A 26610-nucleotide genomic window follows, 5' to 3' on the forward strand; every position below is an offset into this window, starting at 1 on the left:
TCCCGATGCGCGCTCTTCTTGTGTTGTTCAGCCTGTTGCTGCCGCTGTCGATGGCTCACGCCGCAGACAAACTCCAGGTAGTCACCAGCTTCAGTATTCTCGATGACATCACCCATCAGATCGGTGGCGACCATATTCAGATCAGCAACATGGTCGGCCCGGACGCCGATGCTCATACTTATGAACCCACACCGGATGACGCCAAAGCGCTGCTCAAGGCCAAGGTCATCATCAAGAACGGTCTAGGTTTCGAGCCGTGGCTGGATCGCCTGGTCACCAGCACTGAAACCACCGCTACGGTCGTCACCGCCAGCAAAGGCGTGATCTCGCACACCATGGACGAAGACGGCGAGACCATTCCCGACCCACACGCCTGGCACAACCTGGCCAACGCCGAAATTTATGTGAGCAACATCACCAAGGCATTGGTGGCCGCCGACCCTGCCAATAAAAGCGACTACCTGCGCAACAGCCAGGCTTACCTTAAACAAATCCACAGCCTGCTGGCCGAGGCCAAGGCCAAGTTCGCTGCACTGCCGTCGGGCAACCGCCGCATCGTCACCTCCCATGACGCCTTCGGCTATTTGGGCCAGGCGTATGGCATCCAATTCCTCGCGCCCCAGGGCTTGTCTACCGAGCGTGACCCGTCGGCCGCCGAAGTCGCCGCGCTGATCACCCAGATCCGTAAAGACAAGGTCAAAGCCGTGTTTATCGAAAACATCAAGGACTCGCGCCTGCTCAAGCAGATTGCCGATGAAAGCGGCGCGCAGATAGGCGGCACGCTGTACTCCGACGCCCTCGCCGCTCAAGGCCCGGCCAGCACCTTTATCGGGCTGTTCGAATACAACCTGAACACCCTGTGCGCGGCGTTGAGCAAACCATGATCCGCAAAAACCCTTCAGGTGACCTGCCGGTAATTGCTGAATCAGCCTACGTCGACAAGACTGCGATCATCTGCGGCAAGGTCATCATCGGCGAGAACGTCTTCGTCGGCCCCTACGCCGTGATCCGCGCCGACGAAGTCGATGCCAGCGGCGCCATGGACCCGATCACGATCGGCGCGAACTCCAACATCCAGGACGGCGTGGTGATCCACTCCAAGTCCGGCGCGGCGGTGACCATTGGCGAGTTCACCTCCATCGCCCACCGTTCCATCGTCCATGGCCCCTGCACAGTCGGCGACCGCGTGTTCATCGGCTTCAACAGCGTGCTGTTCAATTGCGCCGTCGGCGATGGTTGCGTGGTGCGCCACAACTCGGTGGTCGATGGCCGCGACCTGCCCGCGGCCTTCTACGTGCCCTCCACCACCCGCATCGGGCCTAACACCGACCTGTCGCAATTCCCGCCGGTGAGTGTCAGCGCCTCGGAGTTTTCCGAAGACGTGGCACGCACCAACGTCGACCTGGTGCGCGGCTACAAAGCCTTGCAAAACGAGTTCTGAGCCATGAGTCGCCTGCTGATACGCAACGCCCGCCTGGTCAACGAGGGCCAGGTATTCGACGCCGACGTGCTGGTCGCCAATGGCCGTATCGAGAAGATTGCCGCCAGCATTGTACCGTCGCCGGCCTCGACCCCTGTGAAGTGGCTGGAGTCAAAGTGTTCATGGGCGCCTCCACCGGCAACATGCTGGTGGACGACCCACGTATTCTGGACCGTTTGTTTGCCGAAGTGTCGACCATTCTGCTCGCGCACTGCGAACACACCCCGAGCATCCTGGCCAACGAGCAACGCTTGCGCGAGCGTTTTGGCGAGCGCATTCCCGCTGTCGCTCATCCACTGATCCGCGACGCCGAAGCATGTTATCGCTCGTCATCGTTTGCCGTGGAACTGGCCCAGCGCCACGGCACGCGACTGCACGTGCTGCACCTGACCAGCGCCCGCGAACTCGCGCTGTTCGAAGACAAGCCCCTGGCCGAAAAACACATCACCGCCGAGGTCTGCCTGCATCATCTGCTGTTCGACGACCGCGACTATCACCGCCTCGGCCACCAGATCAAATGCAACCCGGCCATCAAGACACGCGCCGACCGCGACGCGCTGCGCCTGGCGTTATTAAGTGATCGCCTGGATGTGATTGGCACTGACCATGCGCCGCATACCTGGGCGCAAAAACAATTGGGCTATCGTGAAGCACCCTCGGGTTTACCCCTGGTGCAGCACGCCCTGCCGGCACTATTGGAGTTGGTGGCCGACGGGCATTTGCCTCTGACCACACTGGTGGCGAAAACCAGTCATCGGGTGGCCGACCTGTTTGCCATTCCTGATCGCGGTTACCTGCGTGAAGGCTATTGGGCCGATCTGGTGTTGATCAAACCTGAGCCTCAGGGCAAACCGGTCAGCAGCCAACCGATTCTCGCCCGTTGCGGCTGGACACCCTTTGCAGAGCGCAGCTTTCGTCACAGCGTGAGCACCACGCTGGTGTCCGGCCACCTGGCCTGGCACAACGGCCAGGTGGTCGACAGTTGCCAGGGCTTGCCCCTGCACTTTCTGCGTTAAGCGCGGGGTTTGACCGTACCGCAATCGTTGCCCAGCCACTGAGCGTGGCTGTCCAGGCTGCCCTTCTGCTGGATGCCCGTGGCATTGAACGTACCATTGACGGTGGTGGTGAATTCCTTCTGGCTTTGGAAGGTCGCTACACCCGTGCCCTGGGCTTTGGGGCAGCTGAAACGGAACTTCCATTGGTTGCCGGTCTTGTCAGTCACTTCCTGCTTGCAGCCCGATTGCGGGTCGGTCAGCGGGATGGAATCGGTGGCAACCTGGGCTGGGGTCAGGCACACCTGCACACCCTTACCGGCCATGTTGATGCCTTGCTTTTCGAGCATGGCGCGCTGTTCAGGAGTCATTTGTTGCTTGAGCTGACCGAGGATCAGCGACAGGTCCGGCAGGTCCTGGTTATCGACTTTCATATTGCTGGTGGTCAACTCCCACAAGCCCGGCGCCAGCATCTGCGCCTGCGCCGCCACCGGCAGCGACAAACCAACAACCATGGCCAAACCAAGCAGACGAGCATTCATCGGGTAACTCCTGGGTAATTGTGCGTGTTAGACGTCGCAATGCGGCCAGTGTTGCACGGCAAATAAAATAGCGACATTCGCAGCGGTTCATGGTCTGTTACGCACTGGACTGCCTGGAGTAATGTCGTTCATGGATTTCTTTGGCCCGCACCTGCTCGCCTACTTCATTGCCACGCTGCACGTTCTCGGGAGCCTCGCCGCAATTCACGCGGTACTGACTGTCCGCACCGCCCAAGGCTCGATCGCCTGGGCCTTGTCGCTGATGTTCATGCCTTACCTGACGCTGATCCCTTACCTGATCTTCGGCCGCAGCACCTTCGACGCGTACATCCAGGCCCGTCGCCAGGCCAACCAGGAAATGCACACGGCGATCGCCGAACTGAATTGGCGCCCGTGGGTAGAGGAAGCGCTCGCGGCGCGCAACTCCAGTGCCTATGCCTCCCTGCGAGCCATGCCCAAGCTCGGGCGCATGCCGTGTCTGGCTAATAATGAAGTGCGCCTGTTGATCAATGGCGAGGCTACTTTCGGCGCGATTTTCGAGGCGATTCGCAATGCCAGGACCGCCGTGCTGTTCCAGTTTTTCATCATCCATGACGATGAGCTTGGCCGCCAATTGCAGGTGCTATTGAAGGAAAAGGCCGCCCAGGGCGTAGACATTTACGTGCTGTACGACCGCATCGGCAGCCACGCCCTGCCCCATCGCTACGTACAATCGCTACGCGACGCCGGGGTGCAGGTCAAGGCGTTCGCCACCCGCAGCGGCTGGCTCAATCGTTTCCAGGTCAACTTCCGTAACCATCGCAAGATCGTGGTGGTGGACGGCATCACCGGCTTTGTCGGCGGGCACAATGTGGGCGATGAGTACTTGGGCAAAAAGCCGCCGCTGGCGCCATGGCGCGATACCCATGTACAGGTCACAGGCCCGGTGGTGGCCTGCCTTCAGGAGTCGTTTGCCGAAGACTGGTTCTGGGCGGCACGGCAACTGCCGCCGCTGATCCTGCCGGACGCCTACCCCGAAGACGGCGTGCTTTGCCAACTGCTCGCCAGTGGCCCGGCAGACCCCTATGAAACCTGCTCGCTGTTTTTCGTCGAGGCCATCCACGCCGCGACGGAGCGGGTATGGATTACCAGCCCGTACTTCGTCCCCGACGAAGCCGTATTCGCCGCACTGCGCCTGGCGGTATTGCGCGGGGTGGATGTGCGTCTGCTGCTGCCGTCACGGCCCGACCACCGCATCGTGTATGCGGCGTCCAGCCTGTACGCCATAGAAGCCGTGCGCGCAGGTGTGCGGGTGTTCCGCTACAAGCCCGGGTTTCTGCATCAGAAGGTGGTGTTGGTAGACAGCGAAATCAGCGCCATTGGCAGCGCCAACATGGACAACCGTTCGTTCCGACTGAATTTCGAAGTGATGCTGCTGACGGTGGATGAGGCTTTCGCCAGCCAGGTTGAACACATGCTCCTGGACGATTTTGCCCTGTCCCATGAAGTCAGTCAGGAAGAAAGCCGCGAGACGCGACGCCTGCAACAGTTGGGGATGCGGGTGGCGCGCTTGATCTCACCGATTCTCTAACAGACAACGCAGGGAAAATGTGGGAGGGGGCAAGTCCCCTCCCACATTTGGATCTTCAGTGTTCTGGAAAATCGGCTCAGCGGTAGAGATCTTCCCGCGTCCACGGCAATTCATGACCACCATCGGCGTGGGGTTTCACCGCCAGGATCTGATGCAAATTGATCCAGCCCCGAGCAAACGCATAAGCGCAACCGGCCAGGTAAAGCCGCCAGATGCGCAGCGCCTGCTCCGGCACCATCTTCGCCGCCGCTTCCAGATTGTCTTCCAGGCGCTCGCTCCAATGGTCCAACGTGCGGGCGTAGTGCAAGCGCAAACTTTCGACATCCACCACTTCCAACCCGACCTCGCTGATCTCGGCAGTCATCATCGCCAGGTGAGGCAGTTCGCCGTTGGGAAATACGTAGCGCTCGATAAACTCCCCAGCGCCTCGGCCCACTGGGCGACCATCGGTGTGTTTGGCGGTAATGCCATGGTTCATCACCAGGCCGCCTTCACGCACGGCACCGAACAGCGTCTGACAGTACTGCGCCAGGTTGGCGTGGCCGACGTGTTCGAACATACCCACGCTCACCACTTTGTCGAAGCGGCCATCCTGGGGCAGGTCGCGGTAGTCGAGCAGTTGCAGGTCGACCTGATCCTCCAGGCCCTCGGCTTTCACACGCTCCCTGGCCAGCGCCAGCTGTTCCTTGCTCAAGGTGATACCAAACACCTTGACTCCGAATTCCCGCGCCGCAAACCGCGCAAGCCCGCCCCAACCACACCCCACGTCGAGCAGGTACTCGCCCGGCTGCAGCCGCAGTTTGCGGCACAGGTGACGGAATTTGTCTTGCTGGGCCTGGTCGATGGATTCGCTGCCGGTTTCAAAATAACCGCAGGAGTACGCCATGTCCTGATCCAGCCATAGCTGGTAGAACTCGTTGGACAGGTCGTAATGGTAGGAAATGGCTGCCGCGTCGGTGGCCTTGTCGTGGATCGAGCGCACCGGACGGCTGCCTTCGTCGTCATCGATCAAGGCGTGGCTCAACTCGTCACATACCCTGATCACCTCGGTGATGGAGCCTTCCAGCTCCAGTTTGCCTTCGACGAAGGCTTCGCCCAGTGAATCGAGCGTTGGGTGGGTCAGCTTGGACACCATCGTGGGGTCCTTGACCACAATCGTCACACTGGGCTCAGGTCCCAAGTTGAATTCATGGCCGTCCCAGAGTCGAAGACGCAACGGTAGCTGAAGATTCTGTAAGGCCGGTGGAAGTTGCGCGAGCATGAGTAATCCCCCCTTGTTTCAGACGTCTGGAGTGAGGGTAGACCATCCGAAGACAAAGTAGGAGGCTATCGATTTAATAGCACGTCTCTATGGGGCTCGGAATTCGAGCAAACCGTCCTGGATCCACTGTTTCAGCCACGTGGCCGCTTGCAGCGACGCACCCTCTGAATAAGTGACTGCCAACTCTGCGCACAGTTCTGAAAAATTCCAGCCGGTAGTCACCATCCCTGCCAGTGCACAGGCTTCGTCAGGCCCCAGGCTGCGGTAGTGACACACATTCTGATGACGCCATACCAGGCAGATTTGCATCGGGTCCAGCGCCTGGCTGCCGGGAAAACCCGATGCATCCTTGCTGGCTCGCCAGATCGCCACCGTGTTGAAACGGCACAGCAAATGCTGCACTGAAGGCGCCAGGCTTACCTGCAGCGTCGGCCAGTCCCCGGGTGCCAATTGCGCCATGTCATTCACGGTCAGCGGCGTACCCTGGGGTGCATCGAACGCCAGGGTAAACGCCCACTCCAGGCGCGCCAATTCAGCCAGCGGTGCACTTTGTTCTGCGACCAAGTGCTCAAGGATAAACATCGAAAAGCGCTCACCGAGCCAACGCAGGCTGTAGTGGGCCGAGGGGTAACGGCGAACGTAGGCTTCGCTCAGCGCGGCAAATTCATCATCACCCAGCCAATATCGGATAGCGCTGAAGTCATGGCACAGCACTTCCTTCAATCGCGACAGATAGGCGTTGTGGTAAATCGCCAGGCCGGTGTCCACATCCAGGGTCGGCCCCCCCAGCAAGGTGGCGGCAAAGCTGCTGTTGGCAGCGCAAGGTTCAGATAACAGGTGCTCTTCAAAAGCCAATTGCCAGTCGATCAGGCGCATAGCGATCTCCTGGCCAGGGCGCTGGCAGCCAGCTCGCGGGCCTTGCTCAACTCAGTGAGCAACTCTTCGAACGGCGGGAAATGATCATCGCGCTCCAACAGCGTCGACACCGGCCCCAAATGCTCTAGGGTCTGTTGGTAAAGCGCCCACACCGGGTCGCACACAGGATGGTCGTGGGTGTCGACCACATAGTCGCCGTAGTCCATATGCCCGGCCAGGTGCAGTTGGCGGATGCTCTCGGGCGGCAGGTTGCGGATAAACGTCCAGGCATCAAAGCCATGGTTACGCGCACTCACATACACATTGTTCACATCCAGCAGCAACTGGCACCCGCTCAGGTGGGCCAAAGCGTTGAGGAACTCCCACTCGGTGAACTCATCAGCCTTGGAGCGCACATAGCTGGAGACGTTTTCCAGCACCAGCGGGCGCTGCAACACGTCCTGCACCTGACGCACACGACCGGCCACGTGATAGAGGCTTTCTTCGGTGTAGGGCAGCGGCAGCAGGTCATGCAACTGGTGCGCGCTGCCGCGGCTCCAGCACAGGTGATCGGAAATCCACGCCGGCTGGATGCGCTCGGCGAGCTGTTTGATTTGCGCAAGGTAATCGGTATCGAGGGCATGGGGCCCACCGATGGACAAGGACACACCGTGCATTACCACGGGGTAACGCTCGGCTATCGCATCCAGGTAGTACAAGGCTTTGCCGCCCTGCACCAGATAATTCTCGGAGATCACTTCGAACCAATCCACGGCCGGCGACTGTTCGAGGATCTGCTGGTAGTACTCACTGCGTAAACCCAGGCCGTAACCCAGACTTGGAAGGGACGCGGACATGACTCACTCCAGGGCAAAGTGTCCGCAGCGGTGGCAGGCAGCCGCCGCGGTTGCACTCGTTTGCCGGTTACTCGCCGACTTTACCGCCAGCGGCGTCGCAGGCCGATTTAGTCATGGCCTTGAAGCCCATCCCTTTGCACTCGCCCTGGCCCTTGCACGCGTGGTCCTTGGTTTTGCAGTCGTTCATGCCTTTGCAGGAGGTCACGCCGTAGCAGTGAACGGTGGCGTCTGCGGCTTGTACCTGAGTGGCCACACCCGCGAACAGAGAAGCAGCGGCCATCGCGAGGGCGGCACCAGCAGCAGCGGATTTAATGCTCATTGTTGTATTCCTCATGATCAGTAGTGGAGCCGGTCCGAACGGATTGTTCAGTCTCGACACACCACTAGAGTGAGGCCCCCCATCGGCGTTACAGCCGTGTGCAAATATTTCTGAAATTATTCATCAAGCTTCAACAGAGGCTCCTGGAAGCGTAATAACCGCCCAGCGTTACCCAGCACCAGCAAGGTACTGAGGTTATGCAGCACCGCCGCAATCATGGCACCCGCCGCGCCCAACCAGCCAAAGGCCGCGAACACCACGATGGCCAACGTCCAGCCCAGGCCGATGATCACGTTCACCTGCAACGTCTGCCGGCACTGGCGGCTCAAGCGCACGCAGGTACCCAGGCGGCGCAAGTCGCTGCCGATCAACACCACGTCCGCCGATGCCAGGGCGATATCGGCACCGCCCGCCCCCATCGCCACACCAACCACACCGGCCTTGAGCGCCAACGAATCATTGATGCCATCGCCCACCACCATCGGCCGGAAGCCGCTGCTGATTTCACCCAGCACGCGGTTGAGCTTGTCTTCCGGCAAGGCTTGGGCTTCGACATCACTGATGCCCACCTCCAGCGCCAGGCTGTCGGCCACGCTTTGGCGGTCGCCGGTCAGCAGCAACTGGCGGCCCAGGCCCAAATCACGCAACTCTTGCAGGGCCTGGCGCGCCTCCGGCTTGACGCTGTCGGCCAGCAACAGCCAGGCCAGGAAATCGCCGTTCAACGCCAACCCGGCAATTGGGCCGTCATGGCTGGGAACGCCGCTGGTGACGATGCCCAATTGTTCGAACAACTCCGGCCGCCCCAGCGCCGCTTCGCCCTGTTCGGTCTGTGCGACCACGCCCAGGCCCTGACGCTCGCGAATGTCGGTGAGCGCCAGTAACTGCTCCTGAGTCGCCAACCCCGCCAACGCTCGGCTGACCGGGTGACTGCTCGCCGAGCCGAGGCTGGCCGCCAGGTTCAGCAGCTCCTGGCGATCCGGTGCGGTGGTCTCGATGGACTGCAAACGCAGGGTGCCAAAGGTCAGGGTGCCGGTCTTGTCGACCACCAACGAGGTCAGGTCAGCCAATTCTTCGAGAAACGCCGAGCTGCGAATCAGAATCCCATGACGCGCCGCCACGGCGATCCCGGCAATCGCCGTGGCCGGCGCCGACAGCACCAAGGCACACGGGCACGCCGCCACCAGCACCGCCAGCATCGCCTGCGCATCGTTGGTGACGAACCAGGTGACCGCCGCCAGCAACAGCACCAACACCATATAGCTACCGGCATAACGCTCCAGCAGCCGAGTGATCGGCGGCTTGGAGCGCTCGGCGTTCTGCATCAGTGCGATGACTTTGCCCAAGGTCGATTCGTTGCCAGTGCGCGTCACTTCAAGGCGCAACAGACCATCAAGGTTGATCGCGCCACCAAACACCTGCACGCCAACGCCGGCTTCCAGCGGCACTGACTCACCGGTGATCGGCGCCGTGTCCAGGCTCGCCTGGCCGGACAGCACCACGCCATCGGCCGGCACGCGGTCGCCGGCGCGCACTTCGACGATATCGCCGGGCTTCAGCGTGGCGTTATCCACTTCGGTAATGGATCCGTCAGCCTGTACCAAACGCGCGTGGCTGCGGGTGAGTTTGCCCAGGGCATGGATCGCCTCCTGGGAGCCGATCACGCTGCGCTCTTCCAGCACATGGCCGAAGATCATGATGATCGGCAACAACGCGGCGGTGAGCAGATCGCCGGTGGCCCAGGCGCCAAGCATGGCCAGGGCAATCAGTTGGTCGGTGATGCCGTGCAAGCTGGGAAAGCGCAGGCTGTACCAGGCCGAACGCATCACCGGCACCGCCACCAACAGCGATGCCACCCCCAGCAGCAATTGGCTCACACCGTTCTGATCCGGCGCCAGCCAGCGCCACACCAGGCCCAGCACGAGCAACCCAAGGGCGAGCATGGCCAGGGTCAATTGCCGGGCAGCGCTGCGCTGTTCGGCCGAGGTCAGCATGGGTGCGCTCATTGTTCGGCTCCCTGGATGATCAAGCGGGAGTCGTCTTTGGGATCGACGGTGGTCACGGAACCCGCCTGGCCGAGAATCTTCGGCAGGCGTTCGCGGTACAGGCGCAACAGCAAGCCGGGGTCTTTGACCTGGGCGAGGCTGGCGACGGTAGCGGTTTGCGCCTGGGCATTGGCCAAGCGTTCGCTGGCCTGGGCGTGGGCGACTTGCACCTGGCGGTCAGCCTCCTGATTCGCGGTCTGGGTGAGTTTTTCCGCTTCGGTGCGGGCGTTGGCCACCGCTTTATCCGCTTGCTGGCTGGCGGTCAGCACTGCGTTGAAGGCATTCACCGCCGGGCCCGGCAGGCTCGATTGCACATCGACGCGGGTGACTTCGATGCCCAGGCCCAAGCCGCTGGCAGCCAACTCGGCCAGGCGTTTATTGATGCCTTGCACCAAGTCGCCGCGCAGTCGCTCGCGGCGTTCGGCGGCGCCATTGTCGCTGCCGATCAGTTCAGGGCGTGCTACCAGAATGGTGTCCAGATCCCGCGCTGCCGTCAGGGCTACGGCGCTGCGCGTCACCAACCGATCCAGCGCAGGCAACACGTGGTCGCCCTGCAACACGAAGGCATAGGGCTCGGTCACCTTGTAGAACACCCGCACATCCAACTGCACCACCCCGGCATCGCCGGTCAGCAGGTAGCCGGAACCGGCCAGGGCATCGCTCAACGGCGTAGCGAAACTGGCCACGCGATCGGCCTGCAACGCCGCATCGGAACGCAGCAGGTTCTCCACTCGGCGCTCGATCACCCGGTCCGCCGCCGGCAACAACACCACCTGCTCGAACGGCTGCGGCCAGGCCAGCAACAGCCCGGCGTTCTGAATGCGATCAAGGGCGCCGAAGTGCAGGACCACCGCGCGATTCTGCGGGTCGATCTGGCGCACATTGGAAAAGGCCCAGGCCAACGCCGCCAACACAGTGACCGCGTACAGCGCCAGGAAGGTCAGGCGCCCGGCCTGAATCCAGGGGCTGTCGGGACTGTCGCGTTCGCTCATGGCTGGATGTCCTTCGGCCCATCCACCAGGGCGCGGAACGGCGCGGCGTCGGTGCGCAGGATGATTTTGGTACCCGGCGTGACCACCGTGCCCAAGGTATCCAGCGAGCGCAGCAGGTTGTACAACTGCGGATTACCCGCGTAGGCACGGCCATAAATCTGCGCGGCTTCTACCCGCGATTGCGCTTCGATATCGGCGGCTTTCACCGTGGCATCGGCCTGCACGATGCGCGCATCACGCTCGGCGGCGGAGCGGATTTGCGCCGCTTCGCGCTTGCCCACGGCGGTACGTTCAGTGGCGATGGTTTCCCGCTCGGCGCGCATACGATCAACCGTGGCGGTGAGTGTCACCGAAGGCAATGTCAGGCGCTCGATGCCGACCTGCGCCACGCGCACGCCGTAGGTGGCGAGCAATTGTTGATCAATCTGCTGGCGCAACTGCGCTTCAAAATCGGCGATGCGCACTTGGCTGGCGTCGGTGTTGATCAAACTGGACAGGTCAAAGCTGGCCGCCGTGGTTTCCAGCGCCGAGCCGACGAAGGCGCGGATCTGCCGCGCCGCTTCGTCCGGCTGGTTCTGCACTGCGCGCATGAAGCGCTGCACATTGTCGGCATCGCCCTGCACCTGCCACGCCACATAGGCCTGCACGATAATCCGCAGGCCATCGCGGGTGCCCACGTCCTGCAAGCCACTGGACGTGGTGCGCAGGCGCAGGTCCACCGGGATTGCCGCTTCGAATGGCGCCGGCCAGCGCCAGCCCAGGCCCGGTTCCAACAACACTCGCGCGGGGTTGCCGAAGCGGGTAATCACCGTGGCCTCGCCGGAGCGCACCTGCACCAGGCTCGCCGCTGCCACGGCAAACAGCACCAGTAACGCCGCCCAGGCCATGCGCCGCCAAGGGAAAGGCCCGGCCGCTTGCTCATCACCATGGTGGTGATGGTGGTGGCCGTGATGATGATGACCGTGATCGTGGGAATGAGCGCTCAACAGACAGACTCCTTATTGAACGGCTTTGCGCGGCGCCAGTGGATCGGCGGGCAAAGTAAAAGAACGCAGATCGATCGTCGGCGCACTGTCGGCGCCCAAACGATGATCCAGAATAAGCAGCTTGGCGTGGGCCAGGCCCAGGCTCAGTTGGCTCAGGTACTGTTCCAGTACGAAAGCCTGGCCCGCCGCGGCATAGGCTTTTTGTTCGGCGGCAAAGCGCAGGTTCGCCGCTTGGGCGCCAGCATTCACTTCGCGGGCGCTGGCCTGGGCCTGATCACGGACGGTGCTGGCTTGCAGCAGCGCCTGGTTGGTCTGCTCGCTGGCCGCGCCACGTTCACGGGCAATCAGTGCCTGGGCGCCGATCTGGGCAGCTTGCACACCGTGGTAAGCATTGGCGGCGCCGGCCGGTGGGTGGATCGCTTCAACCACCGTGGCGAGGATCTCCACCCCGCTGTCGAGGGTGTGCAGGTCTGCTTGCACCGTGCGGCCAATCTCGTCGGCGAGGCTGGTGCGTTGTTCCCCGAGCAATGCGTCGAGGGTGCGCGAGGCAAAGTCATGCACCAGGATGCGGCTGGCGGTGCTGCGGATCAGGGTGGGTATGTCCGCGCTGTTGTATGTGGCGGCAAGCGCAGCCTGGTCGGTGAGGCCGATGCGGTAGACAAATCGCACGTCCATGTTGACGATCTGGAAGCCCTGCTTATCGCCGCTGCTGCTGGCGATGACCTGGGATTTGTCATTCACATGGCTGGCGTCCCACAGGCGGTTGGCAATCAACGGCGCCGGGCCTTCGGCAGCGGCCAACTCCGGTGTGGCGGCTTCGCTGACGCTGGTCGCCAGTTCATGCACCACGCCGTTCTCCACGTTGAGTACGCGGCCCAGCGGCCACGGCAAACCCGTATGCAGACCGGGGCCGAACACCTCGACCGGTTTGCCGAAGCGCTCATAAATCCCACGCCCTTGCAGGGGCACTTCATGCACGCCGGTCAGCGCCCAGCCTACCGCCAGCACCACCAGCAACACCGGCAGGAAAGCCCGGCGCATGTAGGTGAAGGCCCAGATCTGGCGCAGGTCGATGCCAAAACGGTTGTGCAATTCATGCTGCAACGCCAGCAACGGTTGTGGCGGCCAACGCAGCAGGCCGGCGATAAAACTCTGCGCCATCAAGCGCGGCTCAAGGCGCGGCTGGCGCGGGCTGAACAGCGACAGCACGCCCCGCAGCAGGAACTCCAGCGCCACCAGCGCCGGCAACAGGCCGACGAGTGTCGCCAGACGCAGCGGCCACACCGACTCGGCATTGGCAAACAACAGGCAGATGGCACTCAGCACCAGGCAGATAATCGCCACCCGACTCAACTGCGCCAGCTGTGAAGCTTCCGGCCACTGGGCGGCGGTTTCCTGGGCCAGGCGACGCTCGAACACCAGCAAGCCAAAAGCCAGCCCCAATGCCAGCGCCGCACCGATGCTGGCGGACTGACCGATGGCCGCAGCAGGCAAGGCCAGGTCCCAGAACTGGATAACGCTGACCAACGCCAGCAACGACCAGCCAGCCAACCACAGCACCGGTGCGCCAACTTGCGCCAGCAGGCCGTTGCCGAAACGGTTGATCAGCCCCTTGTGCCAGGCAGTGGGCTCAATGGGTTGCTCAATCAACTCAGCGCTCGGCACCTCCAGCGCCTGGGCACGCCAATCAGCCACCCACCAGGCCGACTGCAACCCGGCCACCAACAGCAGCAGGGCCGAAGCGCAGTTGATCAACACCACCGGCCAGATCGACAGTGGCGCAAACAACGCCACGAACAGCGCCAACACCCATCCGCTGATCGCCAGGGTCGTCAGGCTGATACCCGCTTGGCGTAACCGACGGGCATGGAACAGCCCTTGCTGAAAACGCGCCAGGCCTTCTACCGAAGCGCCATCAGCTTCTAAATCCACCTGCATCCGCTCAATGCCCACCTGTACACAATTCGTTACGATATAACACGAAGCGTGAAATTTTTGTTCGCTTTTGCATCCACTCTGAATCCCTTGTGGGAGGGGGCTTGCCCCCGATAGCAGTGTGTCAGTCGACTGATTAGTTACTGGTACACCGCAATCGGGGGCAAGCCCCCTCCCACATTTGTTTTGCTGTGCTCTCTGGATTGTGACTAACCCCCTATAAACACGAGCCATCACTGGTGTCGGCTGCGATTAATCGGCACACTCCGAAACAGCTTTTCGCGGGTTCACGGACAAGGAAGCGCCACCCCATGATTTCCATCTACCAACTCAAACCGCGGTTTCAAAACCTGCTGCGCCCGCTTGTGCAGCGCCTCTACGACAACGGCACCACCGCCAACCAGATCACCGTGCTGGCCGGAGTTGTTTCGCTGCTGGTGGGGTTGTTGATCGCAGGCTTCGCCCAACACCTCTGGCTGTTTGCGTTGATCCCTTTATGGATGATCGTGCGCATGGCCCTCAACGCCATCGACGGCATGCTCGCTCGAGAATTCGGCCAGCAGTCACGCCTCGGCGCTTACCTCAATGAACTGTGCGATGTGATCGCCGACAGCGCGCTGATCCTGCCCTTTGCCCTGATCCCCGGCGTGAGCCCGGTGCCGGTGGTGCTGGTGACACTGCTTGCGGTCTTCAGCGAGTACGCCGGTGTGTTGGGGCCGATGGTGGGCGCATCGCGTCGCTATGACGGGCCGATGGGCAAGAGTGATCGGGCTTTTGTACTGGGTGTACTGGCCACCGGCGTGGCGCTGGGCTGGCTCGGCGCCGGTTGGGTCGAGGCAGTGATGTGGCTGATCGCCGCCCTGCTCGCCTATACCTTGGTCAACCGGGTGCGTCAGGGTCTCAAAGAACAGCAACAAACTCCCCCTTCTGCATAAGGATTTTGCGATGCGCGAACAGCAAGAGCACACCTTCAGTACCCATGATGGCGTCGAGCTTTTCTACCGGCACTGGCCGGCCACGGCAGACGCCGGGCCGCGCAAGGCAATCCTGTTGTTCCATCGTGGCCATGAGCACTCCGGACGTATTGCCCACCTGGTGGATGAACTGGACTTGCCGGGGTTTGATTTCTTCGCCTGGGACGCCCGCGGCCACGGCCAATCGCCCGGCGAGCGCGGCGACAGCCCCAGCTTTGCCACCAGTGCCCGTGATGTGCAGACCTTCTGCGACCATATCGGCGCCACCTACGGCATCGAAGAGCAAAACCTGGCCGTGATCGCCCAAAGCGTCGGCGCAGTGATCGCGGCCACCTGGGTTCACGACTACGCGCCAAAAATCCGCGCCCTGGTGCTCGCCTCGCCCGCTTTCAAGGTCAAGCTGTACGTGCCCTTCGCCCGCCCGGGCCTGGCCTTGATGCGCAGGTTTCGCGGCAACTTTTTCGTCAACAGCTACGTCAAGGCCAAGTTCCTCAGCCATGACCCGGAACGGGTAGCGTCCTACGACAGCGATCCGCTGATCACCAAGGCCATCTCGGTGAATGTGCTGCTGGGCCTGTACGAAGCGGCCGACCGGGTTGTAGCCGACGCCCAGGCGATCCAGGTGCCTACCCAGTTGCTTATCTCCGGCTCCGATTTTGTGGTGCACCGTAAACCCCAGCAACAATTTTTCGACCGCCTCGGCAGCCTGAAAAAAGAGCTGCATATCCTCCCTGGGTTTTTCCACGACACCCTCGGTGAACGTGATCGAGCCGTGGCCGTGAGCAGCGCCAAACGCTTTATCTTGCAGAACTTCGCACACCCGCTGGACCGCGCCTCTCTACTGGACGCCGACAAACTTGGCGCCACCTGCGCCGAATCCGAATCCCTTGCCGCGCCGCTGCCACGCAATTCGCTGCGCGACCTCTACTGGCGCATGACCCGCGCCAGCATGGGCCTGGGCAAGAACCTGTCGGACGGCGTGAAACTGGGCTTCGACACCGGTTTCGACTCCGGCAGCACGCTGGACTACGTGTATCGCAATAAGCCTACCGGCAAGGGCGGGCTGGGGCGGATGATCGACACCAACTACCTCAACTCCATTGGCTGGCGCGGTATTCGCCAGCGCAAGCTGAACGTCGAGGAACTGCTGCGCCTGGCCATGACCAAGCTGCGTGACGAGCACCGCGAGGTCCGTATCGTCGATATCGCCGCCGGCCACGGCCGTTACATCCTTGAAGCCTTGCAGGGCGTATCGCCGTTGCCGGAGTCGATCCTGCTGCGCGACTACAGCGACATCAACGTGCGCGACGGTGGCGCGCTGATTCGCGAGAAGGGCTTGGGGGACATCGCCCAGTTCGTCAAAGGCGATGCGTTCGACCGCACTGACCTGGCCGCCCTGGACCCCAGGCCGACCCTGGCCGTGGTGTCGGGCCTGTATGAGTTGTTCGCCGATAACGCCATGGTCGGTGGTTCACTGGCGGGGCTGGCCGAAGCTGTGGAACCTGGCGGTTACCTGGTCTACACCGGGCAGCCGTGGCACCCGCAGTTGGAGCTGATTGCCCGCGCGCTCACCAGCCACCGCCAGGGCCAGGCCTGGGTGATGCGTCGGCGCAGCCAGGCGGAAATGGACCAGTTGGTTGAAGCCGCGGGCTTTCGCAAGATCACCCAGCGCGTGGATGAGTGGGGCATTTTCACTGTGTCCCTGGCACAGAAGATCTGAACATGCGCGAACCCGGTTTATTGAAACCCGCGGTGCTCTGGCTGCTGCTATTGGCGCCGCTGTTTTTCAGCACCTACGGCTTCGCCACCTGGGTCACCAGCCAGCGCAGCGACGTCGGCACGCTGGTGTTCGGCTGGGAAAGCCATATGCCGTTCTGGGCCTGGACCATCGTGCCCTATTGGTCCATCGACCTGCTCTACGGCTTCTCTCTGCTGCTACCCAATACACGGCATGAGCTGAAACAACATGCACTGCGCCTGCTGAGTGCGCAGGTGATTGCCGTCAGCTGCTTCCTGATCTGGCCGCTGCGCTTCACCTTTGAGCGGCCAGAGCTGGACGGGGTGTTTGGCTGGCTATTCGCGGTGCTGGCCGGTTTCGACAAACCGTTCAACCAGGCACCTTCGCTGCATATCGCGCTGCTGGTGATCCTGTGGGTCATGTATCAGCGGCACACCCAGGGAGTCTGGCGCTGGGTGGTGCATGGCTGGTTTGCGCTGATCGGCATCTCGGTGCTGACCACTTATCAACATCACTTTATCGACTTACCCACAGGCGCCCTCGCGGGGTGGCTGTGCGTGTGGTTATGGCCAGTGGAGCACCCGAGCCCATTGTTGAGTGCGCGGTTGACGCGGGATACCCAACGCTGGCGCTTGGCCGTGCGCTACGGGCTGGGTACGCTATTACTGCTGGCACTTGCCCTGGTACTGGGCGGCGGCTGGCTGTGGCTGCTGTGGCCAGCGGTTTCCCTGGGTTTGATCACAGCCAACTACCTTGTGATCGGCGCGTCGGGCTTTCAAAAACGTGCGGATGGCCGCCTTACGCCTGCAGCCCGCTGGTTGTATGCGCCTTATTTAGCGGGTGCGTGGGTCAATTCGCGGCTGTGGACACGCAAACATCCACAGCCGGACCTGATTGTGGATAACGTCTGGCTGGGGCGCATTCCTACGGCCAGCGAGCAGGGTTCATTCAAGGCCATTGTCGATCTGTGCGCCGAACTGCCGATTAATCCACTGGGCCGCGCTTATGCCTGCGTGCCGGTACTGGACCTCATCACCCCGACACCCGACGAATGCCTGGAAGCCGCACACGCCATTGAACGCCTGCGAACGAGCGGCCCCTTGCTGGTGTGCTGTGCTCTCGGTTACTCCCGTAGCGCCACCGCTGTCGCTGCCTGGCTGCTGAATACTGGCCGAGCCGCCACAGTTGATGAAGCACTGGCTATTATTCGTACAGCACGGGCCAATGTGGTCCTGCACCCCGCACACCGTAAAGCGTTGGAGGGTTTGCACCATGCCCGCTGATATGGAACTCCAGGTAGTCGCCAGCCTGCTACGCCGTGGCCGTTCCCTGGATCAGTTATCCACAGGCCTGACGTTGCTCGGCGTACTGTTCGGCCTCGCCCAATTGTTGTTGGCCAGTATCTCGACGATCTGCCTGCTGCTGGCCCTGTGGATGATCGTGCTGGGCCTGCTGCAAAAGTACTGGGCGCTGCGAGTGGCCTTCGACGCCGACCTGTTCGCCTTGCTGGCCCGCGACGTTACCCGCACCCCAGACCTTGACCAGGCCCTGCAAACCCTCGGCCTGCAATCGTCCAAGCGAGCCGGCCGGCCGTGGACCGAACGCCGCCGTGGTGCCCTCAAACTGTTGCGTAAACAAGCCTGGTTGCTGGGCGCGCAAGCGCTGCTGACCATGGGCGTCATCCTCGCCAGCCCTTGGCTACCTTTCGCCGGATAAGGAATTCCCATGTTCGAACCCGTGGTCGCCACGCTGATTACCTCCATGGCCCGCACCGTCACCGGCGCTCGCAGCCTGTGGCTGGGGTGCGCGCCAGTACCGGTGCAACGCATCTATTTCGCCAACCACAGCAGCCACGGTGACTTCGTGCTGGTGTGGGCGTCGCTGCCGCAGAACCTGCGCAAGTTCACGCGCCCAGTGGCCGGCAGCGATTACTGGAACAAGAGCGCGCTGCGCCGCTACATCATCAACCGGGTGTTCAATGGCGTGCTGATCGACCGCGAGCGCAAAGAGCCTGTGGATAACCCATTGCTGCCCATGCTCGCGGCCCTGGAAGGCGGTGACTCGCTGATCATCTTTCCAGAAGGCACGCGCAATCTGGAGGAGGGTTTGCTGCCGTTCAAAAGCGGCTTGTATCACCTGGCAAAGAGTTACCCACAGGCCGAGTTGGTTCCCGTGTGGATAGCCAACCTCAACCGGGTCATGCCCAAAGGGCGTGTGCTGCCACTGCCGTTGTTATGCACAACCAGCTTCGGTGCCCCCCTGCAATTGGCAGAAGGCGAAGACAAAGCCGCATTCCTCGCCCGCACCCGCGACGCCCTGCTCGCCCTCGCCCCGGAGCACTCCTGAAATGGATAGCCAAACCCTGATGTTGTTCGGCGGCATCGGCGCGATTCTGGTCATCGCCTCGCTGATCGGCCTGATCCTCAAACTGCGCACCCGTGGCAGCCCCAACGCAGTCATCGACAACCTCAACGCCCGCATCAACGCGTGGTGGGTCATGGTGGTAGTGATCGGCGTCGCCTTCTGGCTCGGCACCGGCGCGGTGATCCTGCTGTTCTACGCGGTATCGTTCTACGCCCTGCGCGAATTCCTCACCCTCACCCCGACCCGCCGCAGCGATTACCCCGCTCTGGTGGCCGCGTTCTACCTGGCCCTGCCGCTGCAATACGTGCTGATCTACGCCGACTGGTACGGGCTATTCTCGATCTTCATCCCGGTGTACGTGTTTTTGCTGCTGCCGATCCTCGCCTCCCTGGGCGGCGACAGTACGCACTTTCTGGAACGCGCCTCGAAAGTGCAGTGGGGGTTGATGATCGCAGTGTTCTGCGTGTCCTTCGTCCCCGCCCTGCTGACGTTGGACATCCCCGGCTACGAAGGCCGCAACCTGTTGTTGATCGCTTACCTGGTGATCGTGGTGCAGCTTTCGGACGTGCTGCAATACGTATGCGGCAAACTGTTCGGCAAACACAAGATCGCGCCCAATCTATCGCCGTCCAAGACCGTGGAAGGTTTTGTCGGCGGGATCCTGTTGTCTTCACTGATCGGTGCAGCGCTGTGGTGGACCACGCCGTTCAATCCTTGGCAGTCGTTCCTGATCGCGCTGCTGATCAACTTGCTGGGCTTTGCCGGCGGGATTGTGATGTCAGCGATCAAGCGTGACCGCGGCGTAAAAGACTGGGGGCACATGATCGAAGGGCACGGCGGGATGTTGGATCGGCTGGATTCGGTGTGCTTTGCGGCGCCGATCTTCTTTCACCTCGTGCGCTACTGGTGGACCTGAGCACCAGCCCTCGATACTGACAAAGAACAAACTGTGGGAGGGGGCTTGCTCCCGATAGCGGTGTGACAGTCATCAGATACCTTGACTGGTCCACCTATATCGGGAGCAAGCCCCCTCCCACCTTGGCTCCTGTGTGCTTTCAAGACCATCAGGCAGTAATCTCGACGTAGCGAGACTCCCCCGCCTCCCGTCGCACCCATTAGCCAGCCCCAAACAAAACTCAGCGTCGTGCGCCCGGCGTGATCCACGCCTACCGTGCCACGTGACCACCCCGCGAGCAGTTCACCTTCCAGGGTCACGCACTGAAATAGCAGCTCGATGGTCTCTGCACCGGTCACCCGCCCGACCTGCGTGCCCATGCGAATCCGGCCACCCTGGTAAGTGCTCGAAATCACGCCATCTTCGATTTGGTAATGAAACACAGTGCCGGTGCCGGACACCCCTTGGACGTTGTTCGCGACCGCAAACCGACGATCGTGCAAACGTGCGTGGACAGTAGCAGGAGAGTTTTGCATCAGTACGCATCCTTGAATTAAGCGAATCCAAAACGTAAAAAAGGGGCTGTTGAAAACAGCCCCTTTTGGGTACGTCAGTAAGCCTTACTCCACCGTCACCGACTTCGCCAGGTTACGCGGCTGGTCAACGTCGGTGCCCTTGAGCACGGCGACGTAGTACGACAGCAATTGCAGCGGGATGGTGTAGAGGATCGGCGACAGCGTGTCGTGGATGTGCGGCATGTTGATCACGTGAGTGCCTTCGCCATTGGTCATGCCCGCCTTCTCGTCTGCGAAGACGATCAGTTGGCCACCACGGGCGCGTACTTCCTGCAGGTTGGACTTGAGCTTCTCCAGCAGTTCGTTGTTCGGCGCGACGGTGACCACCGGCATGTCGTCATCCACCAAGGCCAGTGGGCCGTGCTTCAGCTCGCCGGCCGGGTAGGCTTCGGCGTGGATGTACGAGATTTCCTTGAGTTTCAGCGAGCCTTCCATTGCCACCGGGTATTGCGCGCCACGGCCGAGGAACAGGGTGTGGTTCTTGTCGGCGAACAGCTCGGCGACTTTTTCCACGGTGCTGTCCATGGCCAGGGCTTCACCCAGGCGGGTCGGCAGACGACGCAGTTCTTCCACCAGAGTGGCTTCGACGCCCTCGGCGAGGGTGCCGCGTACTTGACCCAGGGACAGGGTCAGCAACAACAGGCCTACCAATTGGGTAGTGAAGGCCTTGGTGGAGGCCACGCCGATTTCGCGACCAGCCTGGGTCAGCAGGGTCAGGTCGGATTCACGCACCAGGGAGCTGATGCTGACGTTGCAGATGGCCAGGCTGCCGAGGAAGCCCAGCTCCTTGGCATTGCGCAGGGCCGCCAGGGTGTCGGCGGTTTCGCCGGACTGGGAGATGGTCACGAACAGGGTGTCTGGCTGCACTACCACTTTGCGATAGCGGAACTCGCTGGCAACTTCGACTTGGCACGGGATGCCGGCCAATTCTTCCAGCCAATAACGCGCGACCATACCGGCGTGGTAGCTGGTGCCGCAGGCGACGATTTGTACATTGCGCACTTTGGCGAACAGTTCGGCGGCTTGCGGGCCGAAGGCGTTGACCAGCACCTGGTTCTGGCTCAGCCGACCTTCCAGGGTGCGTTGCACCACGGATGGCTGCTCGTGGATTTCCTTGAGCATGAAGTGGCGGAACTCGCCTTTGTCGGCGGCTTCGGCCCCGTCGCGGTATTGCACGGCTTCACGCTCGACCGACTGACCGTCAACGTCCCAGATCTGTACGCTTTCACGGCGGATGTCGGCAATATCGCCTTCTTCCAGGTACATGAAACGGTCGGTCACCTGGCGCAGGGCCAGTTGGTCGGAGGCAAGGAAGTTCTCGCCCAGGCCCAGGCCGATTACCAATGGGCTGCCACTGCGCGCGGCAACCAAGCGGTCAGGTTGGCTGGCACTGATCACGGCCAGGCCGTAGGCGCCGTGCAGCTCTTTGACTGTGGCCTTGAGGGCTGTGGTCAGGTCACTGTGGTCTTTGAGCTTGTGGTTGAGCAGGTGGGCGATCACTTCGGTGTCGGTGTCCGAGGTGAACACGTAGCCCAGGCCCTTGAGTTGCTCACGCAGCACTTCGTGGTTTTCGATGATGCCGTTGTGCACCACCGCCAGGTCACCGGAAAAATGCGGGTGGGCGTTGCGTTCGCACGGCGCGCCGTGGGTGGCCCAACGGGTGTGGGCGATACCCAGGCGACCCGCCAGAGGCTCGCCGGCCAGAGCCTGGTCCAACTCGCTGACCTTGCCCGGGCGGCGCATACGCTCCAGCTTGCCGGCGTTGGTGAAGACGGCCACGCCTGCGCTGTCATAGCCGCGGTATTCCAGGCGCTTGAGGCCTTCGATCAGGATGGCAGTTACGTTACGTTCGGCGACTGCGCCAACAATTCCACACATGGTGTTTCTCCTAGATGACTGCCGCGCATATCAGCGTAATGCCGCGGGCTTGGATCTGGTCGCGGGCCTCAAGTGGCAGGCGATCATCGGTAATAAGGGTATGGACGCTGCTCCAGGGCAGTTCCAGGTTGGGAATCTTGCGGCCAATCTTGTCGGACTCGACCATCACCACCACTTCACGGGCGACCTCAGCCATCACACGGCTCAGGCCCAGCAGTTCGTTGAAGGTGGTGGTGCCGCGCTGCAAGTCGATGCCGTCGGCGCCGATGAACAACTGATCGAAATCGTAGGAACGCAGCACCTGCTCGGCGACCTGCCCCTGGAACGAGTCCGAATGCGGGTCCCAGGTACCGCCGGTCATTAACAGCACCGGTTCATGTTCCAGTTCGCTCAGGGCGCGGGCCACATTCAAGGAATTGGTCATAACCACCAGCCCGGGTTGATGACCGAGTTCCGGAATCATGGCGGCGGTGGTGCTGCCGCTGTCGATGATGATGCGCGCATGTTCACGCAAGCGCACCACGGCGGCACGGGCAATAGCGCGCTTGTAGGCCGAGATGGGCTGGGCGGCGTCACCCACCAGCTCTTGGGGCATGGTGATTGCGCCACCGTAGCGACGCAGGAGCAGGCCGTTACTTTCGAGGGCGGCCAAGTCCTTGCGGATGGTGACTTCCGAAGTTTCGAAACGCTTGGCCAATTCGTCCACGCTGACTTCGCCCTGTTCATTGAGCAAGGTCAGGATATTGTGGCGCCGCTGGGGAGTATTTCGTTTCGACATGGCGATGATAAGTTTCGTTTCGAAAGATAACGAAGGCAATCAAAACCTATTGGCGAAAGATCGTCAAGCGGGGCGATAACTATTTTTTTAAACAACACCGACAAATGTGGGAGGGGGCTTTCCCCCGATGGCGCTGTGTCAGTCACCTGATGAGTTGACTGGTCCACCGCTATCGGGAGCAAGCACCCTCCCACATTGGAGTTTTGAAACTGCCAACGGTGTGGATAACTCAGGTCTTCTTGATTTTGACCGGGCGTTTCCAACCGTCGATGTTGCGTTGACGGGCGCGGGCTACAGCCAGCTGGGACTTATCCACATCCTGGTTGATGGTCGAGCCTGCCGCTGTATTTGAACCATCGCCAATGGTGACGGGTGCAATCAGCGAGTTATTGGAGCCAATGAATACATCTTCACCAATCGTCGTCTGGTACTTGTTGGCGCCGTCGTAGTTGCAGGTGATGGTGCCGGCACCAATATTGGTGCGGGCGCCGATGACGGCATCGCCCAGGTAAGTCAGGTGACCGACTTTTGCACCTTCGCCAAGGTGAGCGTTTTTCAGTTCGACAAAGTTACCCACATGGGCCTTGGCCCCCAGCTCGCTCCCCGGACGCAACCGTGCAAACGGGCCCGCATCGCTGCCCTCGCCCATCACGGCACCGTCGACATGGCTGTTGGCCTTGACGACCACGCCTTTGCGCAAGGTGCTGTCCTTGATCACGCAGTTCGGGCCGATGACCACGTTGTCTTCAATGATCACGCGGCCTTCGAGGATCACGTTGATATCGATCAGCACGTCGCGGCCTACTGTTACGTCGCCACGCACATCGAAACGCGCCGGGTCACGCAGGGTCACGCCCTGGGCCATCAGACGCAGGCCTTCACGCAACTGGTAGTGACGCTCCAGCTCTGCAAGCTGCTTGCGGTCGTTGGCGCCCTGCACTTCCATCGGGTCGTGGGGCTGCTCAGTGGCGACCACCAGGCCATCACTGACGGCCATCTCAATGACGTCGGTGAGGTAGTACTCGCCCTGGGCATTGTTGTTGGACAGACGGCTCATCCAGTCGCCCAGCTTATCGGCAGGTACGGCAAGAATGCCGGTGTTGCCTTCAGTAATGGCGCGCTGGGCTTCGCTGGCGTCCTTGTGCTCGACGATCGCGGCAACCTTGCCGTCGGCATTGCGCACGATGCGGCCATAGCCGGTAGGGTCGTCCAACTCAACAGTCAGCAAGCCCATCTGGCCAGGCACAACGTGCTTGAGCAGACGTTGCAGGGTTTCTACTTCAATCAGCGGTACATCGCCATAGAGGATCAGCACCGTGTCGGCGGCAATGAAGGGTACGGCTTGCGCGGTAGCGTGGCCGGTGCCCAGTTGCTTGTCTTGCAATACGAAATTCAAGTCGTCCGCTGCCAAGCGCTCGCGGACCACATCGGCACCGTGGCCGATCACCACATGAATACGCTGCGGGTCCAATTGCCGGGCGCTGTGGATAACATGACCCAGCATGGAGTTACCCGCGACCGGGTGCAGCACCTTGGGCAGGGCTGAACGCATACGGGTGCCCTGGCCTGCGGCGAGAATGACGATTTCAAGAGACATGAATGGCTACCAATCCTGGGCGGTCCGGGTTCAGACCAAAGAAGTGTTTTGCAAAAAAAGAAAAAGGGTAGCCGAGGCCACCCTTTTTAATCAATCACGCATGAAGTGTAACGGCAAGGCCGCTTACTTCTTGCGGATCTGCTGGAGCGTACGCAGCTGAGCTGCAGCCTCGGCCAGACGAACTGCAGCAGCGCTGTAGTCGAAGTCTGCGCCTTTTTCGTTCAGGGCCTTCTCGGCAGCCTTGACGGCTTCCTGAGCGGAGGCTTCATCCAGGTCGCCAGCACGTTGCACGGTGTCGGCAAGTACCTTGACCATGTTCGGCTGAACCTCGAGGAAACCACCAGAGATGTAGAACACCTCTTTTTCCCCGCCTTGCTTGGTCAGAGTGATCGGACCTGGCTTCAAGCTTGTGATCAGCGGAGCGTGACCCATGGCGATACCAAGATCACCCAAGTCGCCGTGCGCTGTTACAAACTCGACCAGACCGGAGAAAATTTCCCCTTCCGCGCTGACGATATCGCAATGGACTGTCATAGCCATCTGATTGCCTCAACCTGATGAGCGCCCGTTGCCGGGCGCCTGGATTACAGTTTCTTGGCTTTCTCGATCGCTTCTTCGATGCCGCCGACCATGTAGAACGCTTGTTCTGGCAGGTGGTCGTAGTCACCGTTGAGGATGCCTTTGAAGCCAGCAATGGTGTCTTTCAGGGAAACGTATTTACCCGAGGCACCGGTGAAGACTTCAGCCACGAAGAACGGCTGCGACAAGAAACGCTGGATCTTACGAGCACGGTTTACCAACTGCTTGTCGGCTTCCGACAGCTCGTCCATACCCAGGATCGCAATGATGTCCTTCAGTTCTTTGTAACGCTGCAGCACGTACTGAACGCCGCGAGCGGTGTCGTAGTGCTCCTGGCCGATCACGTTCGGATCCAGCTGGCGCGAAGTCGAGTCGAGTGGATCGACCGCTGGGTAGATACCCAGGGAAGCGATGTCACGGGACAGAACGACGGTGGCGTCCAAGTGGGCGAAGGTGGTGGCTGGCGACGGGTCGGTCAAGTCATCCGCAGGTACGTATACCGCTTGGATCGAGGTGATCGAACCTTCCTTGGTCGAAGTGATACGTTCTTGCAGAACGCCCATCTCTTCAGCCAGGGTCGGCTGGTAACCTACTGCAGAAGGCATACGGCCCAGCAGTGCGGATACTTCAGTACCGGCCAGGGTGTAACGGTAGATGTTGTCGACGAACAACAGAACGTCGTTACCTTCGTCACGGAACTTCTCGGCCATGGTCAGGCCAGTCAGTGCTACGCGCAGACGGTTTCCCGGCGGCTCGTTCATCTGACCGTAAACCAGTGCCACTTTGTCCAGAACGTTGGAGTCCTTCATCTCGTGGTAGAAGTCGTTACCCTCACGAGTACGCTCACCCACACCTGCGAACACGGAATAACCGCTGTGCTCGATGGCGATGTTACGGATCAGTTCCATCATGTTTACGGTCTTGCCTACACCGGCACCACCGAACAGACCGACTTTACCGCCTTTGGCGAACGGGCAAACCAGGTCGATAACCTTGATGCCGGTTTCCAGCAGGTCGTTGCCGCCCGCTTGTTCTGCGAACGAAGGTGCTGCGCGGTGAATGCCCCAGCGCTCTTCGGTGGCAATCGGGCCAGCTTCGTCGATCGGGTTGCCCAGTACGTCCATGATCCGGCCCAGGGTCGCTTTACCGACCGGTACGGAGATGGCAGCGCCAGTGTCGACAACGTCCAGACCGCGCTTCAAGCCTTCGGTGGAACCCATCGCAATGGTACGAACTACGCCGTCGCCCAGCTGCTGCTGAACTTCCAGGGTAGTTTCCGCGCCTTGTACTTTCAGCGCGTTGTAGATGCTCGGTACGCTGTCGCGTGGAAATTCCACGTCGATAACGGCGCCGATGATTTGAACGATACGTCCGCTACTCATAGCTGGATCCTCTGAATAT

At 61.3% G+C, this 26610-nt stretch carries 23 protein-coding genes and 2 pseudogenes; 10 read left to right on the forward strand and 15 right to left on the reverse strand.

What is annotated here, in order from left to right; translation table 11 throughout:
* Positions 1 to 5 precede the first annotated feature (5 nt).
* From PSEBG33_RS00185 to PSEBG33_RS28105, 3 genes and pseudogenes are all read left to right on the forward strand, one after another.
* On the forward strand, positions 6 to 884 hold the full coding sequence (locus PSEBG33_RS00185) for a metal ABC transporter substrate-binding protein (protein ID WP_005792580.1): 879 nt from the start codon (positions 6 to 8) through the stop codon (positions 882 to 884).
* Entirely contained in the window at positions 881 to 1441 is a 561-nt protein-coding gene (locus tag PSEBG33_RS00180) for a DapH/DapD/GlmU-related protein (RefSeq protein WP_005792581.1), read from the forward strand. Before PSEBG33_RS00185 ends, PSEBG33_RS00180 begins: the two co-directional genes overlap by 4 nt.
* A gap of 3 nt (positions 1442 to 1444) precedes the next feature.
* Positions 1445 to 2496: pseudogene (locus PSEBG33_RS28105) on the forward strand (amidohydrolase family protein).
* On the opposite strand, the gene PSEBG33_RS00170 reads toward PSEBG33_RS28105, so the two are convergent.
* On the reverse strand, positions 2493 to 3014 hold the full coding sequence (locus PSEBG33_RS00170; protein ID WP_005792583.1) for a DUF3617 domain-containing protein: 522 nt from the start codon (positions 3012 to 3014) through the stop codon (positions 2493 to 2495). The pseudogene PSEBG33_RS28105 and the gene PSEBG33_RS00170 overlap by 4 nt on opposite strands.
* A gap of 130 nt (positions 3015 to 3144) precedes the next feature.
* Between PSEBG33_RS00170 and cls the strand changes: the two genes are divergently transcribed.
* Positions 3145 to 4584 (forward strand): cardiolipin synthase, encoded by a 1440-nt coding sequence (gene cls, locus PSEBG33_RS00165; protein ID WP_005792584.1) that lies wholly within the window; start codon positions 3145 to 3147, stop codon positions 4582 to 4584.
* Positions 4585 to 4660: 76 nt separating this feature from the next.
* Here the strand turns inward: cls and cfaB are convergent, their stop codons facing one another.
* From cfaB to hflK (PSEBG33_RS00125), 8 genes are all read right to left on the reverse strand, one after another.
* Positions 4661 to 5845, reverse strand: coding sequence for a C17 cyclopropane fatty acid synthase CfaB (cfaB, locus tag PSEBG33_RS00160; RefSeq protein WP_005792585.1), 1185 nt, complete (start codon positions 5843 to 5845; stop codon positions 4661 to 4663).
* Positions 5846 to 5932: 87 nt separating this feature from the next.
* Positions 5933 to 6721: a DNA-binding domain-containing protein gene (locus PSEBG33_RS00155; protein WP_005792586.1), complete on the reverse strand. Its 789-nt coding sequence runs from the start codon at positions 6719 to 6721 to the stop codon at positions 5933 to 5935.
* A complete protein-coding gene (locus PSEBG33_RS00150; RefSeq protein ID WP_005792587.1) occupies positions 6712 to 7557 on the reverse strand; it encodes a DUF692 domain-containing protein in 846 nt (281 codons plus the stop codon). The genes PSEBG33_RS00155 and PSEBG33_RS00150 overlap by 10 nt, the downstream gene beginning before the upstream one ends.
* A gap of 67 nt (positions 7558 to 7624) precedes the next feature.
* On the reverse strand, positions 7625 to 7876 hold the full coding sequence (locus PSEBG33_RS00145) for a membrane protein (RefSeq protein WP_003195792.1): 252 nt from the start codon (positions 7874 to 7876) through the stop codon (positions 7625 to 7627).
* A 116-nt stretch (positions 7877 to 7992) separates the two neighbouring features.
* Positions 7993 to 9879: a cation-translocating P-type ATPase gene (locus PSEBG33_RS00140; protein WP_005792588.1), complete on the reverse strand. Its 1887-nt coding sequence runs from the start codon at positions 9877 to 9879 to the stop codon at positions 7993 to 7995.
* Positions 9876 to 10910, reverse strand: a complete 1035-nt coding sequence (hflK, locus tag PSEBG33_RS00135) for a protease modulator HflK (protein ID WP_005792589.1) — start codon at positions 10908 to 10910, stop codon at positions 9876 to 9878. Before hflK (PSEBG33_RS00135) ends, PSEBG33_RS00140 begins: the two co-directional genes overlap by 4 nt.
* On the reverse strand, positions 10907 to 11896 hold the full coding sequence (gene hflC / locus PSEBG33_RS00130; protein ID WP_005792590.1) for a protease modulator HflC: 990 nt from the start codon (positions 11894 to 11896) through the stop codon (positions 10907 to 10909). Before hflC ends, hflK (PSEBG33_RS00135) begins: the two co-directional genes overlap by 4 nt.
* 12 nt (positions 11897 to 11908) lie before the next feature.
* Complete coding sequence (gene hflK, locus PSEBG33_RS00125) at positions 11909 to 13834, reverse strand: protease modulator HflK (protein ID WP_005792591.1); 1926 nt, start codon at positions 13832 to 13834, stop codon at positions 11909 to 11911.
* Between the two features lie 308 nt (positions 13835 to 14142).
* On the opposite strand from hflK (PSEBG33_RS00125), the gene PSEBG33_RS00120 reads away from it, so the two are divergent.
* Genes PSEBG33_RS00120 through PSEBG33_RS00095 form a run of 6 tightly spaced genes read left to right on the forward strand, consistent with a single transcriptional unit; the run spans position 14143 to position 19823 of the window.
* Positions 14143 to 14766: a CDP-alcohol phosphatidyltransferase family protein gene (locus PSEBG33_RS00120; RefSeq protein WP_005792592.1), complete on the forward strand. Its 624-nt coding sequence runs from the start codon at positions 14143 to 14145 to the stop codon at positions 14764 to 14766.
* A gap of 10 nt (positions 14767 to 14776) precedes the next feature.
* Complete coding sequence (locus tag PSEBG33_RS00115) at positions 14777 to 16525, forward strand: bifunctional alpha/beta hydrolase/class I SAM-dependent methyltransferase (RefSeq protein WP_005792593.1); 1749 nt, start codon at positions 14777 to 14779, stop codon at positions 16523 to 16525.
* A 2-nt stretch (positions 16526 to 16527) separates the two neighbouring features.
* A complete protein-coding gene (locus PSEBG33_RS00110) occupies positions 16528 to 17826 on the forward strand; it encodes a phosphatase PAP2/dual specificity phosphatase family protein (protein WP_005792594.1) in 1299 nt (432 codons plus the stop codon).
* Positions 17816 to 18259, forward strand: coding sequence for a hypothetical protein (locus tag PSEBG33_RS00105; protein ID WP_005792595.1), 444 nt, complete (start codon positions 17816 to 17818; stop codon positions 18257 to 18259). The genes PSEBG33_RS00110 and PSEBG33_RS00105 overlap by 11 nt, the downstream gene beginning before the upstream one ends.
* A gap of 9 nt (positions 18260 to 18268) precedes the next feature.
* Positions 18269 to 18889: a lysophospholipid acyltransferase family protein gene (locus tag PSEBG33_RS00100; RefSeq protein ID WP_005792596.1), complete on the forward strand. Its 621-nt coding sequence runs from the start codon at positions 18269 to 18271 to the stop codon at positions 18887 to 18889.
* Position 18890: 1 nt separating this feature from the next.
* Positions 18891 to 19823, forward strand: a complete 933-nt coding sequence (locus tag PSEBG33_RS00095) for a phosphatidate cytidylyltransferase (protein ID WP_005792597.1) — start codon at positions 18891 to 18893, stop codon at positions 19821 to 19823.
* Positions 19824 to 19971: 148 nt separating this feature from the next.
* On the opposite strand, the pseudogene PSEBG33_RS29870 reads toward PSEBG33_RS00095, so the two are convergent.
* From PSEBG33_RS29870 to atpD, 6 genes and pseudogenes are all read right to left on the reverse strand, one after another.
* Positions 19972 to 20338, reverse strand: a pseudogene (locus PSEBG33_RS29870) (hypothetical protein).
* A gap of 84 nt (positions 20339 to 20422) precedes the next feature.
* Positions 20423 to 22255, reverse strand: coding sequence for a glutamine--fructose-6-phosphate transaminase (isomerizing) (glmS, locus tag PSEBG33_RS00090; protein WP_005792598.1), 1833 nt, complete (start codon positions 22253 to 22255; stop codon positions 20423 to 20425).
* Between the two features lie 10 nt (positions 22256 to 22265).
* Entirely contained in the window at positions 22266 to 23033 is a 768-nt protein-coding gene (locus tag PSEBG33_RS00085) for a DeoR/GlpR family DNA-binding transcription regulator (RefSeq protein ID WP_005792599.1), read from the reverse strand.
* A gap of 229 nt (positions 23034 to 23262) precedes the next feature.
* Entirely contained in the window at positions 23263 to 24630 is a 1368-nt protein-coding gene (gene glmU, locus PSEBG33_RS00080) for a bifunctional UDP-N-acetylglucosamine diphosphorylase/glucosamine-1-phosphate N-acetyltransferase GlmU (RefSeq protein ID WP_005792600.1), read from the reverse strand.
* Between the two features lie 123 nt (positions 24631 to 24753).
* Entirely contained in the window at positions 24754 to 25170 is a 417-nt protein-coding gene (locus tag PSEBG33_RS00075; protein ID WP_005792601.1) for a F0F1 ATP synthase subunit epsilon, read from the reverse strand.
* A gap of 44 nt (positions 25171 to 25214) precedes the next feature.
* Positions 25215 to 26591, reverse strand: coding sequence for a F0F1 ATP synthase subunit beta (gene atpD, locus PSEBG33_RS00070; protein ID WP_003195827.1), 1377 nt, complete (start codon positions 26589 to 26591; stop codon positions 25215 to 25217).
* Positions 26592 to 26610: the final 19 nt, after the last annotated feature.

The sequence above is a fragment of the Pseudomonas synxantha BG33R genome, assembly GCF_000263715.2.
GTDB lineage: Bacteria > Pseudomonadota > Gammaproteobacteria > Pseudomonadales > Pseudomonadaceae > Aquipseudomonas > Aquipseudomonas synxantha_A.

What these genes read in the sequence shown, in the direction of transcription:
- PSEBG33_RS00185 (WP_005792580.1), top strand. Translation starts at nt 6, where the DNA reads ATGCGCGCTCTTCTTGTGTTGTTCAGCCTGTTGCTGCCGCTGTCGATG.
- PSEBG33_RS00115 (WP_005792593.1), top strand. Translation starts at nt 14,777, where the DNA reads ATGCGCGAACAGCAAGAGCACACCTTCAGTACCCATGATGGCGTCGAG.
- hflK (WP_005792589.1), bottom strand. Translation starts at nt 10,910, where the DNA reads ATGAGCGAACGCGACAGTCCCGACAGCCCCTGGATTCAGGCCGGGCGC.
- hflK (WP_005792591.1), bottom strand. Translation starts at nt 13,834, where the DNA reads ATGCAGGTGGATTTAGAAGCTGATGGCGCTTCGGTAGAAGGCCTGGCG.
- PSEBG33_RS00075 (WP_005792601.1), bottom strand. Translation starts at nt 25,170, where the DNA reads ATGGCTATGACAGTCCATTGCGATATCGTCAGCGCGGAAGGGGAAATT.
- PSEBG33_RS00155 (WP_005792586.1), bottom strand. Translation starts at nt 6,721, where the DNA reads ATGCGCCTGATCGACTGGCAATTGGCTTTTGAAGAGCACCTGTTATCT.
- PSEBG33_RS00095 (WP_005792597.1), top strand. Translation starts at nt 18,891, where the DNA reads ATGGATAGCCAAACCCTGATGTTGTTCGGCGGCATCGGCGCGATTCTG.
- PSEBG33_RS00145 (WP_003195792.1), bottom strand. Translation starts at nt 7,876, where the DNA reads ATGAGCATTAAATCCGCTGCTGCTGGTGCCGCCCTCGCGATGGCCGCT.
- glmS (WP_005792598.1), bottom strand. Translation starts at nt 22,255, where the DNA reads ATGTGTGGAATTGTTGGCGCAGTCGCCGAACGTAACGTAACTGCCATC.
- PSEBG33_RS00120 (WP_005792592.1), top strand. Translation starts at nt 14,143, where the DNA reads ATGATTTCCATCTACCAACTCAAACCGCGGTTTCAAAACCTGCTGCGC.
- atpD (WP_003195827.1), bottom strand. Translation starts at nt 26,591, where the DNA reads ATGAGTAGCGGACGTATCGTTCAAATCATCGGCGCCGTTATCGACGTG.
- PSEBG33_RS00180 (WP_005792581.1), top strand. Translation starts at nt 881, where the DNA reads ATGATCCGCAAAAACCCTTCAGGTGACCTGCCGGTAATTGCTGAATCA.
- glmU (WP_005792600.1), bottom strand. Translation starts at nt 24,630, where the DNA reads ATGTCTCTTGAAATCGTCATTCTCGCCGCAGGCCAGGGCACCCGTATG.
- PSEBG33_RS00140 (WP_005792588.1), bottom strand. Translation starts at nt 9,879, where the DNA reads ATGAGCGCACCCATGCTGACCTCGGCCGAACAGCGCAGCGCTGCCCGG.
- PSEBG33_RS00085 (WP_005792599.1), bottom strand. Translation starts at nt 23,033, where the DNA reads ATGTCGAAACGAAATACTCCCCAGCGGCGCCACAATATCCTGACCTTG.
- PSEBG33_RS00110 (WP_005792594.1), top strand. Translation starts at nt 16,528, where the DNA reads ATGCGCGAACCCGGTTTATTGAAACCCGCGGTGCTCTGGCTGCTGCTA.
- PSEBG33_RS00100 (WP_005792596.1), top strand. Translation starts at nt 18,269, where the DNA reads ATGTTCGAACCCGTGGTCGCCACGCTGATTACCTCCATGGCCCGCACC.
- PSEBG33_RS00150 (WP_005792587.1), bottom strand. Translation starts at nt 7,557, where the DNA reads ATGTCCGCGTCCCTTCCAAGTCTGGGTTACGGCCTGGGTTTACGCAGT.
- cls (WP_005792584.1), top strand. Translation starts at nt 3,145, where the DNA reads ATGGATTTCTTTGGCCCGCACCTGCTCGCCTACTTCATTGCCACGCTG.
- PSEBG33_RS00170 (WP_005792583.1), bottom strand. Translation starts at nt 3,014, where the DNA reads ATGAATGCTCGTCTGCTTGGTTTGGCCATGGTTGTTGGTTTGTCGCTG.
- PSEBG33_RS00105 (WP_005792595.1), top strand. Translation starts at nt 17,816, where the DNA reads ATGCCCGCTGATATGGAACTCCAGGTAGTCGCCAGCCTGCTACGCCGT.
- cfaB (WP_005792585.1), bottom strand. Translation starts at nt 5,845, where the DNA reads ATGCTCGCGCAACTTCCACCGGCCTTACAGAATCTTCAGCTACCGTTG.